Genomic DNA, 14,459 nt, shown 5'->3' on the forward strand with positions numbered 1-14,459 from the left:
CGTAGGTGAAGCTGCGCCGCATCCGCACCGAGTCCGGCATCCACACGGAATACCTTGCCGCCGAGCACGACTGGTGCACCGCCCCGGACACCACCGCCCTGGGCGGACGGATCTTCGACGCCGACTGGGAGGCCGCGCAGGCGGATCGGCAGTTGCAACACAGCGCGCATCTGCTGCCGTTCCAGCCGCTGTCGTTCCGCGATTTCATGCTGTACGAACAGCACAACATCGACGCCGCCCGCGGCCTGGTCCGGCGGTTCCATCCCGGACTGTTCCGCATCACCGCGCTCTACGAACGCATCCTGGGCCGGCCGGTCCCGCAGTTCAAGCCGGACGCGCTGTTCTACCGGCAACCCATGTACTACATGGCCAACGCCCAGACCTTCGTGCCCACCGGGACGCCGATCAGCGCACCGTCCTATTCAGCCGCGCTGGACTTCGAGTTGGAACTCGGGTTCGTGCTGGCCGCACCGTTGCGGGACGCCACGCCCGCCGAAGCATCCGATGCCATCGGCGCGTTCGTCCTGCTCAACGATCTCAGCGCCCGTGATGTGCAGCGCGCCGAGATGGACAGCGGCTTCGGATTGCAGAAATCCAAGCACTTCCTGAGTTCCATGTCGGCCACCGCGGTCACCGCCGACGAGATCCTGGGGCGCGTCGACGCGCTCACCGGCACCGTGGCGATCAACGGCCGGATCGTCAGTCGGGTGTCCAGCGCCGGCATGCAGCATTCCCTGGGTGAGGTGCTGGCCCACGCATCACGATCCGAACAGCTGCATCCCGGTGAACTTTTCGCCACCGGGACGCTGCCCGGCGGCTCCGGCATGGAAACCGGCCATTGGCTACGCCCCGGCGACACCCTGACGCTGACCCTCGACGATATCGGCGAGGTCGAGCACGCCATCATCTGATCGCGTCGATGGCCTTGTAGATCCGCTGCTCGCTGACCGGACGCGGGGTCCCCAACTGCTGCGCCCACAGGCTGACCCGCAACTCCTCTATCTGCCAACCGATATCGATCACATCGGCCGCGGCCGCGCGGGCCGGCGACAAACTACGCACCAGGTCGTCATAGGCGTCCTCGACGGCATGCACCCGATCCATCCGTTCCCGGTCGGCGGTCAACCCGTGCGGCAGTCGCTCGACTCGTCGCCCGATTGCCATCAGGTAGCGGGTCAGATCCGCCAGCCTGGCGGCGCCGGTCAGTGTCACGAAACCCTTGGGCAGCAATCGTTGCAGCTGGGCGCGGATATCGGCGATCGCCTCGGCGTGCGCGGCGGGCGGCCGGTCGGCGATACCCACCTGCGCCTCGTGCGCGGCGGCCAGCACCTTCTGCACCCGTCGCGCGATGTCCATCGTGGCCGAAGCCAGTGATTTCCCGACCTGAACGGTCAGCACATCGAAATCCGCTTTTTTCCAGACCAATTCACGGGTCAACGCGTCCACCGCCGCGTCGGCACAGTCCTCGATCAGATCGGTCAGAGTGCCATCGGGACTGGCGTTCAACGTCAGCCGGGCCCGCATGTCCAGTCCGCGCTCCACGGCCTTGACCGGAGACGGCACCGAAAGCCGCAGCAGTCGGCGCAGACCCGGTCGCAGCACCGCGGTCTGCTCGGCGGCCACGGCGAACACCCGGATATCGACGGCGTTGCCGGTGTCGACGAAGGCCGGGTAGCCCCGGACGATGTGCTCACCGCTGCGCTGCTCCACGGTGTGCGGCAGCTCGGCCAGATCATCGGGCCAGCGGGTGAGTCCGCTGCGCTCCCAAGATCCCGCGACGACGCGGGCGACGGCTCGCTGCACGGGCGCGGCCAGCCGATCCTGCAGCCCCGCAAGGTCCTTGCCGCGCGCCACCTCGGCGCCCTCGGCCGTCTCGACGGCGAACGTCACCCGCAGGTGCGCGGGCACCTTGGCCACCTCGAAGGCCTCCACCGGGACGACCACCCCGCTGCGCCTGCGCAGTTCCCTGGCGATCTCGGTCAGCAGCGACCCGTTCTCGGGGTGCAGGTCGTCGAGGATGGCCCGTGCGGTGTCCGGGGCGGGCACGAAGTTGCGGCGCAGATCCTTGGGCAGCGATTTGATCAGTGCGGTCACCAGTTCTTCGCGCAGTGCCGGCACCTGCCAGGCGAACCCGTCGCCACCGATGCGGGTCAACACCTCCACCGGGATGTGCACCGTCACGCCGTCGTCGGCGGCGCCGGGTTCGAAACGATAGGTCAGCGGGAGCGCCAGGTCCTCGGTGCGCCAGGTGTCGGGATGGTCCTCGGTCTGCTCGGCGCGCAGCAACTCGTCTCGGGTGAAGGTCAACAGCTCGGGCGTCTTGTGCCGTTGCTTTTTCCACCAGGCGTCGAAGTGCCGGGCCGACACCGCCTCCGGTGGTATCCGGGCGTCGTAGAGCGCGAACAGTTCGTCGTCGCCGATCAGCAGGTCGCGCCGCCGCGCGCGTTCCTCGACCTCTTCCAGTTCGCCCCGCAGCCGGGCGTTGTCCCGGAAGAAGTGATGCCGGGTCTGCCAGTCCCCCTCGACCAGGGCATGCCGGATGAACAGCTCGCGCGAGACCACCGGATCGATCTGCCCGTATCCGACGGCCCGGCGCGGCACCAGCGGCAACCCGTACAGCGTCACGCGCTCGAAGGCCATCACCGCGCCGCGGCGGGCGTCCCAGTGCGGTTCGCTGTAGGTGCGCGCCACCAGATGCCCGGCAACCCGTTCGACCGCGTCGGGATCGATACGGGCCGCCGTCCGGCCGAAGAGCCGGCTGGTCTCGACCAGATCGGCGACCACGATCCAGCGCGGGGGCTTGCGGGTCAGCACCGAGCCCGGCGCCAGCACGAATCTGGTGTTGCGCGCCCCCTGATAGTCGCGACCGTCACCCTCGCGTAATCCGATGTGGGACAACAACCCCGCGGTCAACGCGGCGTGGATACGACTCGGGTCGGCATCCTCGGTGGATTCCCGGATGCCCAGATCCCCGGCGATGCTGCGCAACTGCCCGGCCAGGTCCTGCCATTCCCGGATGCGCAGGTAGTGCAGGAACTCGTCACGGCACATCCGCCGGAATGCGCTGCCCGAACGCTCCTTTCGCTGCTCGCGTAGATACCGCCACAGGTTCAGGTAGGCCACGAAGTCCGAGTGTTCGTCGGCGAAGCGGGCGTGCTTCTGCCGGGCCGCCTCCTCGCGGTCGGCGGGACGTTCGCGCGGATCGGGAATGGACAGCGCGGCCGCGATCACCAGCATTTCGCGCACACAGTTCTCGTCGTCGGCGGCCAGGATCATCCGGCCGATACGCGGATCCAGCGGAAGCCGGGCCAGTCGGCGTCCCACCTCGGTCAGTGCTCCGGTGGTATCGAAGGCACCGAGTTCCTGCAGCAGTTGCACGCCATCGCGGATGCTGCGCGCATCCGGCGGGTCGAGAAACGGAAAGTCCTGCACGTCACCGAGTTTCAGCGCCGCCATTTGCAGGATCACCGCGGCCAGATTGGTGCGCAGGATCTCCGGGTCGGTGTAGCGCGGCCGGGCCTCGAAGTCGGCCTCGGAGTACAACCGGATGCACACACCGGGCGCGGTGCGGCCGGACCGGCCGGCCCGCTGATCGGCCGAGGCCTGCGATATCGGCTCGATGGGCAGGCGCTGCACCTTGGTGCGCCGGCTGTACCGCGAGATGCGCGCGGTGCCCGGATCCACCACATACCGGATGCCCGGCACCGTCAGCGAGGTCTCGGCGACGTTGGTGGCCAACACGATCCGGCGCCCCGAGCGGCCCGGGGTGAACACCTTCTGCTGTTCGGCGGTCGGCAGCCGCGCGTACAGCGGCAGCACCTCGGTGTTCGGCAGTTCCTTCAGAGACTCGGCGGTGTCGCGGATCTCGCGTTCCCCGGACAGGAAGACCAGCACGTCCCCGGGCGGCTCGGCCTCCAGTTCACGCACCGCGTCGACGATGGCCTCCGTCGGATCCCGCAGCACGTCGGCGGTGCCGACCACGGATTCGGTGCGCACGATCTCGTGATCGGGATCATCCGGGTCGGCCGAGTCGTCCGCGTCGTCGCCGCGGCCCACCGGCACCTCCAGCGGCCGGTACCGGATCTCCACCGGGTATGTCCGGCCCGACACCTCGACGATCGGAGCACCACCGAAATGGTCCGCGAAGCGCTCCGGCGCGATGGTCGCCGAGGTGACGATCACCTTCAGATCGGGCCGGCGCGGCAGCAGCTCGCGCAGGTACCCCAGCAGGAAGTCGATATTGAGGCTGCGTTCGTGTGCCTCGTCCAGGATCAGGGTGTCATACCGCAGCAGTCGGCGATCCCGCTGGATCTCGGCGAGCAGGATGCCGTCGGTCATCAGCTTGATCAGTGTGGAGTCGCTGGCCTGGTCGGTGAACCGCACCGTATAGCCGACGCATCCGCCCAGTGGTGTGCCCAGCTCGTCGGCGATGCGCTGGGCCACCGTGCGGGCGGCCAGCCGGCGCGGCTGCGTGTGCCCGATGGTGCCCCGGATGCCGCGACCGAGCTCCAGGCAGATCTTGGGCAGCTGGGTGGTCTTGCCCGAACCGGTGGCGCCGGCGACCACCACGACCTGGTTGGCGGCGATGGCCGCCGCCAGCTCGGCCCGACTGTCGGTGACCGGCAGGTCCGGGTAAGTGATCTGCGGGACGGCGGCCTGCCGGGTCGCCACCAGACCCTCGGCGGCGGCGAACTGTTCGATCAGCGACTCCGGCGGCGGCACGCCGCGCAGACCCTTGAGCCGGCGGCCCAGGCGGGAGGCGTCGCGGTAGGTCAGGCCGTCCAGACGGGCGTAGAGCTCACGGACGGAATGATCGGACATTTACTCAAGGATAGGCGGTTGACCATCGCCGCCGTCCGGGTGCACGCTCGAGGTCTCGACGACGCGGGTACGAGAGACCGGGAGGCCGGCATGGCCGACTACTTCGCCACGATGCTGCGGGACTGCCTGGGCACCGCTGCCCGGATTCCCCGGTCGGCCTTTGCGGCATTGATCACCGATGATGTCCGGCTGCATGCCCTGGCGGGCCGGACGGCTGCCGCCGAGTGGGGCCGTTGCGAGACGCACGCGCCGGTGAGCGTGACGGCCACGCATGTCCTCGCCACCGAGCACGGGCTGCTGTACGCCGCCACCCTGGCCGCCCCGCACCGCGACCCCTGGCACTACCTGGCCACGCCGCACAGCCTGTACGACCAGATCTGCGATCGCATGCACGATGACCCACCCGACGGCGCGGTGGCCGCCGTCGACTGCCGCCTGGACCACGATCTGACCTCGATGTGGCAGTTCGAGGCGGCGCTGCGTCGGATGCTCGACGATTACCCGGCGTTCGAGCTCGAGCTGTCCGGCGTCCAGTAGTCCAGCATCGCGGCGAACGTCTCGAAGGCCGGTCGCGACGGCCCGTAGGCGGCCTCGAAATGCACGCTGAGCGGGAAGCCCAGCGCGCCGACCCCGTCTATCACCCGCTTGTACAGGTCGAGCATCTCGCGGCGTTTCTCGGCAGGATCCAGCTCGGCGATCCGCGTCACGAACTCCTGCTCGGCGGCGACGGCCGGATTGCCGGGGTCCTGGATCAGCCAGTTGATCAGACCGACCTTGGATTCCATCTTGGGCACGAAGCCGAAGGACAGCAGGATCTCCGGGCGGTGCTCGGTGGTGGCGGCGAACTCGGTCAGGAATCCGACGATGGCGTCCGAGTACAGCAGCTGGGTCATGCCGTAGGTGGCACCCTGGCTGCACTTGAACCCGAACCTGCCCTGCTCGCCCTCACGGGTGGGGATCAGGATGGCGCCCCGGTTGGGCACCAGGCCGTCGTAGACCGACAACGCGTCGGTGGGGGCCACGCCGCCGCCCTCGCCGTCCTTCAGGGTCCGCGGGACGCCGACGAAGGCGATGCCGTCGAAGTTCGCGGCGTTGAGCTCGGTCAGCCTGCCACGCAGGGCGGACTCGTCCAGGAACGAGGTGACCTGGGTGCACAGCCCGCGCGAGTCCGGGAGCTCGGGCTGGATCAGCGACCAGTACTCCAGCACGTCCATCTTGGGCTTCATCTCGACGGGTCGGTCGTCGTCCTCGTCGATCATGCCGGGGATCATGATGTGCCCGACGCGCACGCCCGTCTCGGCGGACAGCGCGCGCACTTTTCGCGCCTCCTCGACGGCGTACTGCGGCCCCCGTTCCACGTTCGGCGGGACGAGTTCGAGTGCGATGGTGTTCAGCGGCACGCCCGCCACCCTAAGGCGCGCGGCCGCGTCGTGGTAAACCCTGGTCATGGCTGAACGCTGCGTCTTCCCCAGCGCCACCGGGCCTGAGCTGGCCGGGATCATCGATCTGCCGGACGGTCCGGTGCGCGGTTGGGGAGTCTTCTCACACGGATTCACCCTCGGTAAGGACTCGCCGGCCGCCGCCCGCATCTGCAAACAGTTGGCGTCCGACGGTATCGGCATGCTGCGTTTCGACGCGCTCGGCCTCGGCGGCTCCCAGGGCGACTGGGGTGACGGATCGTTCACCGTCAAGGTGCACGACGTCATCGAGGCGTGCCGATACATGGCCGATCGCGGCACACCGGCCGACCTGCTGGTCGGTCACTCCTGGGGCGGTGCCGCGGCCATCGCCGCCGCCCGCGACTGTCCCGGCGTGCGGGCGGTGGTGACCGTGGCCGCGCCGTTCGACCCGACCCATGTCGAGCACCAGTACGACGTCTGCCTGGAGCAGGTGCTCGACGAGGGCAGCGGTGAGTGGATGGTCGGTGGCCGGACGCTGACCTTGAAGCGGGCGTTCGTCGAGGACGTGCGCCGCGCGGATCTGCGCGACAAGATCAAGGACCTGAAGATGCCGCTGCTGATCCTGCACTCCCCGACCGACAACACCGTCGGCATCGAGAACGCCAGCGATATCTTCCAGACGGCCCGGCACCCGCGCAGCTTCGTGTCGCTGGAGGGTTCCCAGCATCTGCTCACCGGGCCCGGTCAGGCCAAGCGGGCCGGGCGCATCATCGGCGCGTGGGCCGATGCGTACCTGGGCGGTTGACGCGGTCGTTCAGCCGCGGCCCGCGGTGATCATGTCCTCGCGAGGCACCACCTTGACCCGTTCGCGGCCCTGTTCGGCGCCCAGAGCGATCTCATAGGCGTCGAGGCGCTCCCATTCGGCCCAGGTGGTGTAGTCCACGCCCCGCTCGGCCAGCGCCACCAGGATGGCGTCGGGATCGCCGACCTCCGGCGCGGCGAGGGCCGGCAGGTCGGCCAGCAGGCTGGCAATCGTCTCGGCCGCGTCGGACTTGGTGTGGCCGATCAGGCCGATCGGACCGCGTTTGATCCAGCCGGTGACGTAGGTGGCGTTCAGCACCATCCAGTCGGCGTCGAGCACCCGGCCCGCATCGTTGGGGACGACACCGGCGTGGTGGTCGAAGGGCAGATCGGCCAGGTGCGAGGACAGGTAACCCACCGCGCGGTAGACCGCTTGCACCGGCCAGTCGGTGAATTCGCCGGTGCCCCTTACCGTTCCGTCCCCGATGAGCTCGGTGCGCTCGGTGCGCAGACCCTCGACCCGGTCGGCGCCCAGCACCGCGACCGGTGACTGGCACAGGTGGATGTGGATGCGGTGCGGCGCGCCGGTCGGCTCGCGATCCATGTACTTCATCATGGTGTCGACGACGAGCTTGATCGACTTGGTCGAGTTGATGGCCTTCTGGCTGGCCTCGTCGATCTCGAAACCCTCCGGGTGCACGATGACGTCGACGCTCGGCGAGTGCGACAGCTCGCGAAACTCCATCGGCGAGAACTTGATCTGCGCCGGTCCACGCCGGGCGAAGACGTGGACGTCGGTGGCCTTGTTGAGCGCCAGACCCTGGTAGACGTTGCCGGCGATCTCGGTGCCGAGCTGTTCGTCGGCCGGCTTGGCCAGCACCCGTGCGATGTCGAGGGCGACATTGCCCGCCCCCAGCACCGCGACCTCGCGGGCCTGCAGCGGCCAGTCGCGCGGCACGTCGGGATGACCGTCGTACCAGGACACGAAGTCGGCGGCACCGTAGCTGCCCGGCAGGTCGATGCCCGGGATGTCCAGGGGCCGGTCGTTGCGGGCGCCCGTGGAGAAGATGACGGCGTCGTAGTGCCTGCGCAGCTCGGCCAGCGAGATATCAGTGCCGTAGTGCACGTTACCGATGAATCTGACCCTGCTCTCGTCGCGGGTGAAGACTCTGCGCAGCGCCTTGATGATCTCCTTGATGCGGGGGTGATCAGGGGCCACACCGTAGCGGACCAGGCCGTACGGGGCCGGCAACCGATCGAAGAGATCGACGCTGGCGGCCTCGTATTCGCTGGTCAGGATGTCGGACGCATAGATTCCCGCCGGACCGGCTCCGATGACCGCAACCCGGATCTTTCGCATGAGCACCTCGCTTAGATGTAAGTAAGGCGACCCTAACTTGGTACGGGCGTCCCGCAAGACTTCTCCTCAGAGATCCCGGTCACACCGGTGGCGCCCGAGGCGTGACCGCTGCTTCAGGTGACCTACCCCCGCGCGGCGCGCACCGCCGGTGCCGTCGAGGACGGCAGCAGCGCCCGCCGATCCTGCGGCCGCTGCAGCGAGACGTCGACGCCGTCGGCGAACCGATACGGCTGGGCCTCGATGATCCCGACGAATTGCTTACGCAGCCGCGACATCTCGGCGCGGACGGTGACCACCCGGGTGCGGTCGCCGTAGAGGTCGGAGGCCAGTTCCGGCGCTGTGCGACCGGATCGACAGGTGGCCAGCACCCACAGGATCTCGGCATGACGCAAAGAGATGTCCTGTCGCCATGCCCCCGACGGACCCGACAGCGCCAGCGCCGGTTGGCCACGCAGATCCAGCGTCACCTGCGACGCCGCGGCACCGACGTCGGTGTCCTCGACGGGGCGGACCAGCCACCCGCCCGACAACGGCTCCAGATCGCAGGTGCCCAGCACCGGAATCCAGGTCCGGCCCGCCCCGGCCTTCTGCGGCAGCATGATGCGGTTGTGCGGCGGCAACGAGTCCACCGCGGCCACCCACCCCTCGGAGTCGACCGCCAGTGCCGGTGCACCCATACGCGCCAGCATCGGCGCCGCGACCGCCCGTAACCGGTCCAGCGTGCGGGTGTGCGCCTCGCGCAGTTGCGATTCGGCGAGCCGCGCCACCAGATCGACCAACGCGATCGTCGTCGGGTGCACCGTGGACGCGGGACCCGAGACGTCGACGGCCCCGATCACGTGGCCGGTGCGTGGGTCGCGGATCGGCGCACCCGCGCAGGTCCACGCGTGGTGACTGCGCAGGAAGTGCTCGGCGGAGAAGATCTGCACGGCCCGCTTCGACACCAGCGCGGTGCCGATGGCGTTGGTCCCCACCGCCGACTCGCCCCAGTTGGCGCCCTCGACGAAACCGAGGCGGTCGGCGTTGCCGAGGACCCGCGTGGTTCCGGAGCGCCACAGCACCCGGCCGCGGGCGTCGGCCACCACCAGGATGTTGCTGCCGTCGGCGATCACCGATTCCAACCCGGCGGTGATGTCCTCCAGCACCGCCATCAGCCCCGATGTCTGCCGCAGCAGGTCCAGCCCGCTGCGGTCGATATCCGGGGGGTCGTGATGCTCGGGGTCGATCCCGCTGTCCAGCAACCGGTTCCAAGATTCGGCGATCACCTGCCGCGGTCTGGCCGGCGACCGCGAACCGGCCATGGTGGCGTCATACACCTCGGACAGCAGCATGGCGTAGCGACGCGGGTCGTCACCGACGGCGACCGCGGGCTCTGGGTTGGTGGAGCCGGCCATTGCCCCGATTGTGCTCCCCGTCACAGCCGGTGTCACGCGCAGGTCATCGGTAGACCATGCCTCCGTCGATCAGCCCGGCCTGCCCGGTCATGTAGTCCGCGCCGGGTCCGGCCAGGTAGGCGACGAATCCGGCGACGTCCTCGGGGGTCTCCGGGCGTCCCAGCGCAATGGTGGCCGAGAACTTCGCGAAGGTCTCCCCCTCGGCCGCCCCGGTCAGTTCGGCGAACCGCCTGTCGATCTCGGTCCACATGTCGGTGCCCACGACGCCGGGGCAGTACGCGTTGACGGTGATGCCGTCGGCGGCGTGCTCCTTGGCCGCCGCCTGGGTCAGCGCCCGCACCGCGAACTTGGTGGCACTGTAGGGACCGAGCATGGCGAAACCCTCGTGCCCCGCGATGCTGGAGGCATTGATGATCTTGCCGCGGACGCCGAGTGACTTGAACTTGGCCACCGCAGCCTGGATACCCCACAGCACACCGTCGACATTGATCGCCCACAACCGCGCCAGCTGTTGCGGTGTCACCTCGGCGATCGGCCCGACGAGTGCGATACCGGCGTTGTTCACCATCACGTCGAACCCGCCGAGTGCGGTCGCGGCGTGCTCGACGGCCGCGAACACCGCATCCCGATCGGACACATCGGCCACGAAAGTGGTGACCTTGGAGCCGATTTCGGTGATCTCGTCGGCAACGGCTGCCAGCGCGTCGGCGTGCACGTCGACCAGCGCGATATCGGCGCCCTGGCCGGCGAGCTCATGGGCGATACCGCGGCCGATCCCGCGGCCGGCACCGGTCACCAGGGCCACCTTGTCCAGCAGGGGCGCCGGGATGGAACGGGTCATTGTTGCTCCTCTCTCAGGCACTGGGATCGACCAGGACCTTCATCTTGGTTCCGGCGTGCAGGGCCTCGAAACCCTCGTCGATGACATCGTCGATGCCGATGGCGGTGACCCACCCGGTGGTGTCGTACGCGCCGCGCGCCATCAGGGCGATCACGGCCTCGAAGTCGTCGGCGGTGTAGCACAGTGAGCCCTGGATGCGAGATTCGTTCATCACCAGGTTCAGAAGCGGTGTGGTCAAAGGCTTCTCGTAGATGGCGACGCTGACCATTGCCTTTCTGGCGCCGACACAGGCCAGCGCCGTCTCGACCGCGGGCGCGACACCGGCCGCGTCGTACACTGCGCCGGCACCGTGGCCGTCGGTGTGGTCGGCGATGAACCCGGGCACGTCCACGGCGGTCGGATCCAGCGTCGCCGCGCCGAGCGCCTCGATGGCCGCTCGGCGGGTGGCCGAGGGTTCGACGACGAAGACATCCTCGATCCCTTTGCCGCGCAGCGCGAACCACAGCCCGATACCGATCGGGCCGGCGCCGAACACCATGGCCGTGCGCTCCGGGTCCGGGTCCCCCAGGGTGGCGGCGTGGTAGGCGACCGACATCGGCTCGACCAGGGCGCCGAGTTCCAGCGAGACATTGTCCGGCAGCTTGTGCAGCATGTCGGTTCCCACCACGGTGTATTCGGCCATTCCGCCATCGGACATCAGTCCGTGGAAGCCGATCTGCGCGCAGATGTTGTAGGTGCCGGCCCGGCACGGCCCGCATCGACCGCACCGGTAGATCGGTTCGATGGCGACGCGGTCACCCTCGGCCCAGCCGGTCACGCCCGCCCCGAGAGCGGTGATGGTGCCCGCGAACTCGTGCCCCATCACCACCGGCAGCTGCTGCCCGGTCAACGGGTGCGGTTCGGTCGGTACGAAGATCGGCCCCGCGTAGTACTCGTGCAGATCGGTGCCGCAGATGCCGTTGTAACCCACCTGCACCTTCACCGTTCCCGGCGCCGGATCGGGTTCGGCGACATCGGCCACATCGAGTTTGTTCGGTCCGTAGTACACAGCTGCTTTCATGTCCGCAGTTGTATGTGACCTGGCGCACAGGCCGAAAGGGTTGCAGGGGGTTGCAACCCTTGCGCTCTTGTTGCGCCCGGGTGTGAGCTGGCGCACATGACTCAGACCGCTGACTTCCCCGCCGCACCGGCCGCCGTTCTTTCCCCGCAGGACCGGGTCGATGCCTGGCTCGCCGCCTTCGAGACCGCCCTGGCGACCCGGGATATCGACCGCGCCGTCGGCATGTTCGCCGTCGACAGCTTCTGGCGCGACCTGGTGTCGTTCACCTGGAACCTGAAGACCATGGAGGGCCGCGACCAGATTGCGCACATGTTGACCGAACGCCTCGCCGGCACCGACCCGTCGCGGTTCGGCACCCGGGAGGCGCCCACCGAGGAGGACGGCGTCGTCTCGGCGTTCATCGAGTTCGAGACGGCCGCCGGACGCGGCGTCGGGCATCTGCGGTTGCGCGACGAGGACGGGACGGACCGGGCCTGGACGCTGCTGACCACCCTGCAGGAGCTCAAGGGGCACGAGGAGCGCAAGGGCGCGACCCGGGTGCTCGGCGCCGTGCACGGCAGCGATCCCGACCCGCGGTCATGGGCCGAGAAGAAGGCCGCCGAGGATGCCGAACTGGGCCGGACCACACAGCCCTACGTGCTGGTGATCGGTGGCGGTCAGGGCGGGATCGCGCTCGGTGCCCGGCTGCGCCAGCTCGGGGTGCCTGCCATCGTCGTGGACAAACACGAGCGGCCCGGCGACCAGTGGCGCAAGCGGTACAAGTCGCTGTGCCTGCATGATCCGGTCTGGTACGACCATCTGCCGTACCTGCCGTTCCCGCAGAACTGGCCGGTGTTCGCCCCCAAGGACAAGATCGGCGACTGGCTGGAGTTCTACACCAGGGTGATGGAGGTGCCGTACTGGTCGAAGACGACGTGTCGGTCCGCTTCCTTCGACGAGGCCGAACAGCGCTGGACCGTCGAGGTCGACCGCGACGGGGAACGGCTCACCCTGCATCCCGCCCAACTCGTGCTCGCCACCGGCATGTCCGGGAAGCCCAATGTGCCGACCATCCCCGGCCAGGACGAGTTCCGTGGCGATCAGCACCACTCCTCGGCGCATCCCGGACCCGACAAGTACGTCGGCAAGAAGGCCGTCGTCATCGGTTCCAACAATTCCGCGCACGATATCTGCAAGGCGTTGTACGAGAACGGTGTCGACGTCACCATGGTGCAGCGGTCCTCGACCCATATTGTGAAGTCCGACTCGCTGATGGAGATCGGTCTGGGGGCGCTGTACTCGGAACAGGCGCTGGCCGACGGAATGACCACCGAGAAGGCCGATCTGACGTTCGCGTCGCTGCCCTACCGCATCATGCACCAGTTCCAGATCCCGCTGTACGACCAGATGCGCGAGCGGGACAAGGACTTCTACGACCGCCTGGAGGCGGCCGGGTTCGACCTGGACTGGGGGGATGACGGTTCCGGACTGTTCATGAAGTACCTGCGCCGCGGCTCGGGCTACTACATCGACGTCGGCGCCTGCGATCTGGTCGCCGACGGCAGCATCAAGCTGGCCCATGGTCAGGTGGACCGGCTGACCGAGGATTCGGTGGTGTTGGCCGACGGCACCGAGCTACCGGCCGATGTGGTGGTGTACGCCACCGGATTCGGCTCGATGAACGGGTGGGCCGCCGACCTGATCGGTCAGGATGTCGCCGACAAGGTGGGCAAGGTCTGGGGCCTCGGCAGTGACACCACCAAGGATCCCGGTCCGTGGGAGGGCGAGCAACGCAACATGTGGAAGCCCACCCAGCAGCCGAACCTGTGGTTCCACGGCGGGAATCTGCATCAGTCCCGGCACTATTCGCTGTATCTGGCCCTGCAGCTCAAGGCCCGGCACGAGGGTCTACCGACCCCGGTGTACGGGCTGCAGGAGGTGCACCACCTGTCCTGACCGCTCCCCTTCCTCGGCGAGCAGACACAAACTCTCCCGAAATCCGCACTTTTCGGGAGAGTTTGCGTCTGCTCGCGAGGGTGCTAGCAGCCGCCGTCCACGGTGCGGTCCGGTCGGCCCGCATCGTCGACGGCGATATCGACGATCCCGTTGGACAGCACCACCCGGATCACCCGGGGGCCCACCCAGCCGATACCGTTCAGCGACACCACGTCCGCGTTGACGCAACCCAGGTCGTACTCGCGCGACAGCAGACCGGCATCGGTACGTATCCGCAGCTCCCAGATCGGGTCCGGTGCGAAGGTGGCGCTGCCGGTGAACACCACGAGTTCCATACCCCCACCGGGCGCGTCCTGCCGTGACTGCACGCTCAGCTCGGACTGGAACGTCGTGGCGAACCAGCCGGCAAAGGCGACCGCCGCGGCACCGAGCGCGCACAGCAGCGCCCCGCCCCAGCGCAACGCCCGCTTGCGCAGTCCCAGCACACAGGCCGCGGCCAGCGCCACACCGCCGACCGCGGCAAACGCCAGCGGGTGAAACAGATAGGGCCGCAACAGGTAGAAGCGGTAGAACACGAATCCACCGACGGCCGCGGCACACAGCAACGCCCCGATGATCGTCAGGATCAGGGCGGTCCGCTGCTTGTGCACGGCCGCCAATCTATCGACCTGGTCGACGCTTGCCACATCTGCGTCACCTCAGCATGGTTGCAGCAGCGCACACCATGCTGACGTCAGGGAGCTGGATTCGGCCCGGGGGCCTACCTGGTGTCAGCCTGGCTGCGGGCCGGCCAACCAGGCTGAAGTCATGCAGGTGCGGGTTACCAGACCCAGACGGACATGTCGTG

At 68.4% G+C, this 14,459-nt stretch carries 11 protein-coding genes; 4 read left to right on the top strand and 7 right to left on the bottom strand.

The features are described from left to right. Window positions 1-5: 5 nt before the first annotated feature. A complete protein-coding gene (locus tag ACWDUN_RS28765) occupies window positions 6-911 on the top strand; it encodes a fumarylacetoacetate hydrolase family protein (RefSeq protein ID WP_449934137.1) in 906 nt (301 codons plus the stop codon). On the opposite strand, the gene hrpA is transcribed toward ACWDUN_RS28765, so the two are convergent. Further along, on the bottom strand, window positions 904-4,821 hold the full coding sequence (gene hrpA, locus ACWDUN_RS28770; RefSeq protein WP_449934139.1) for an ATP-dependent RNA helicase HrpA: 3,918 nt from the start codon (window positions 4,819-4,821) through the stop codon (window positions 904-906). The two genes, ACWDUN_RS28765 and hrpA, sit on opposite strands and share 8 nt — an antisense overlap. A gap of 18 nt (window positions 4,822-4,839) precedes the next feature. Between hrpA and ACWDUN_RS28775 the strand changes: the two genes are divergently transcribed. Next, a complete protein-coding gene (locus tag ACWDUN_RS28775; protein ID WP_449934141.1) occupies window positions 4,840-5,358 on the top strand; it encodes a hypothetical protein in 519 nt (172 codons plus the stop codon). Here the strand turns inward: ACWDUN_RS28775 and ACWDUN_RS28780 are convergent. Then, entirely contained in the window at window positions 5,319-6,221 is a 903-nt protein-coding gene (locus ACWDUN_RS28780; RefSeq protein WP_449934161.1) for a mycobacterial-type methylenetetrahydrofolate reductase, read from the bottom strand. The genes ACWDUN_RS28775 and ACWDUN_RS28780 overlap by 40 nt on opposite strands. Window positions 6,222-6,267: 46 nt before the next feature. Here ACWDUN_RS28780 and ACWDUN_RS28785 point away from each other — a divergent pair, with 46 nt between their 5' ends. Continuing rightward, entirely contained in the window at window positions 6,268-7,026 is a 759-nt protein-coding gene (locus ACWDUN_RS28785; RefSeq protein WP_449934143.1) for an alpha/beta hydrolase family protein, read from the top strand. A 9-nt stretch (window positions 7,027-7,035) separates the two neighbouring features. Here ACWDUN_RS28785 and ACWDUN_RS28790 read toward each other — a convergent pair whose 3' ends face one another. The 4 genes from ACWDUN_RS28790 to ACWDUN_RS28805 all read right to left on the bottom strand — a co-directional run bounded on the left by ACWDUN_RS28790 (window position 7,036) and on the right by ACWDUN_RS28805 (window position 11,677). Then, a complete protein-coding gene (locus ACWDUN_RS28790; protein ID WP_449934145.1) occupies window positions 7,036-8,382 on the bottom strand; it encodes an FAD-dependent oxidoreductase in 1,347 nt (448 codons plus the stop codon). 122 nt (window positions 8,383-8,504) lie between these two features. Further along, the gene (locus tag ACWDUN_RS28795) at window positions 8,505-9,776 is read right to left on the bottom strand and encodes a GAF domain-containing protein (RefSeq protein WP_449934147.1); all 1,272 of its coding nucleotides are present in this window, start codon (window positions 9,774-9,776) and stop codon (window positions 8,505-8,507) included. Between the two features lie 43 nt (window positions 9,777-9,819). Beyond that, on the bottom strand, window positions 9,820-10,617 hold the full coding sequence (locus tag ACWDUN_RS28800; RefSeq protein ID WP_449934149.1) for an acetoin reductase: 798 nt from the start codon (window positions 10,615-10,617) through the stop codon (window positions 9,820-9,822). Window positions 10,618-10,630: 13 nt separating this feature from the next. Continuing rightward, window positions 10,631-11,677 carry a 2,3-butanediol dehydrogenase gene (locus ACWDUN_RS28805; protein ID WP_449934151.1) on the bottom strand — a complete coding sequence of 349 codons (1,047 nt, stop codon included), beginning with the start codon at window positions 11,675-11,677 and terminating at the stop codon, window positions 10,631-10,633. Between the two features lie 96 nt (window positions 11,678-11,773). Between ACWDUN_RS28805 and ACWDUN_RS28810 the strand changes: the two genes are divergently transcribed. Continuing rightward, entirely contained in the window at window positions 11,774-13,612 is a 1,839-nt protein-coding gene (locus tag ACWDUN_RS28810; RefSeq protein WP_449934153.1) for an NAD(P)-binding domain-containing protein, read from the top strand. An 83-nt stretch (window positions 13,613-13,695) separates the two neighbouring features. Here the strand turns inward: ACWDUN_RS28810 and ACWDUN_RS28815 are convergent, their stop codons facing one another. Then, window positions 13,696-14,298: a hypothetical protein gene (locus ACWDUN_RS28815; RefSeq protein ID WP_449934154.1), complete on the bottom strand. Its 603-nt coding sequence runs from the start codon at window positions 14,296-14,298 to the stop codon at window positions 13,696-13,698. Between the last annotated feature and the right edge of the window lie 161 nt (window positions 14,299-14,459).

This window comes from Mycobacterium sp. NPDC003323 (assembly GCF_053589535.1).

What these genes read in the sequence shown, in the direction of transcription:
- ACWDUN_RS28800 (WP_449934149.1), bottom strand. Translation starts at nt 10,617, where the DNA reads ATGACCCGTTCCATCCCGGCGCCCCTGCTGGACAAGGTGGCCCTGGTG.
- ACWDUN_RS28795 (WP_449934147.1), bottom strand. Translation starts at nt 9,776, where the DNA reads ATGGCCGGCTCCACCAACCCAGAGCCCGCGGTCGCCGTCGGTGACGAC.
- hrpA (WP_449934139.1), bottom strand. Translation starts at nt 4,821, where the DNA reads ATGTCCGATCATTCCGTCCGTGAGCTCTACGCCCGTCTGGACGGCCTG.
- ACWDUN_RS28790 (WP_449934145.1), bottom strand. Translation starts at nt 8,382, where the DNA reads ATGCGAAAGATCCGGGTTGCGGTCATCGGAGCCGGTCCGGCGGGAATC.
- ACWDUN_RS28810 (WP_449934153.1), top strand. Translation starts at nt 11,774, where the DNA reads ATGACTCAGACCGCTGACTTCCCCGCCGCACCGGCCGCCGTTCTTTCC.
- ACWDUN_RS28805 (WP_449934151.1), bottom strand. Translation starts at nt 11,677, where the DNA reads ATGAAAGCAGCTGTGTACTACGGACCGAACAAACTCGATGTGGCCGAT.
- ACWDUN_RS28785 (WP_449934143.1), top strand. Translation starts at nt 6,268, where the DNA reads ATGGCTGAACGCTGCGTCTTCCCCAGCGCCACCGGGCCTGAGCTGGCC.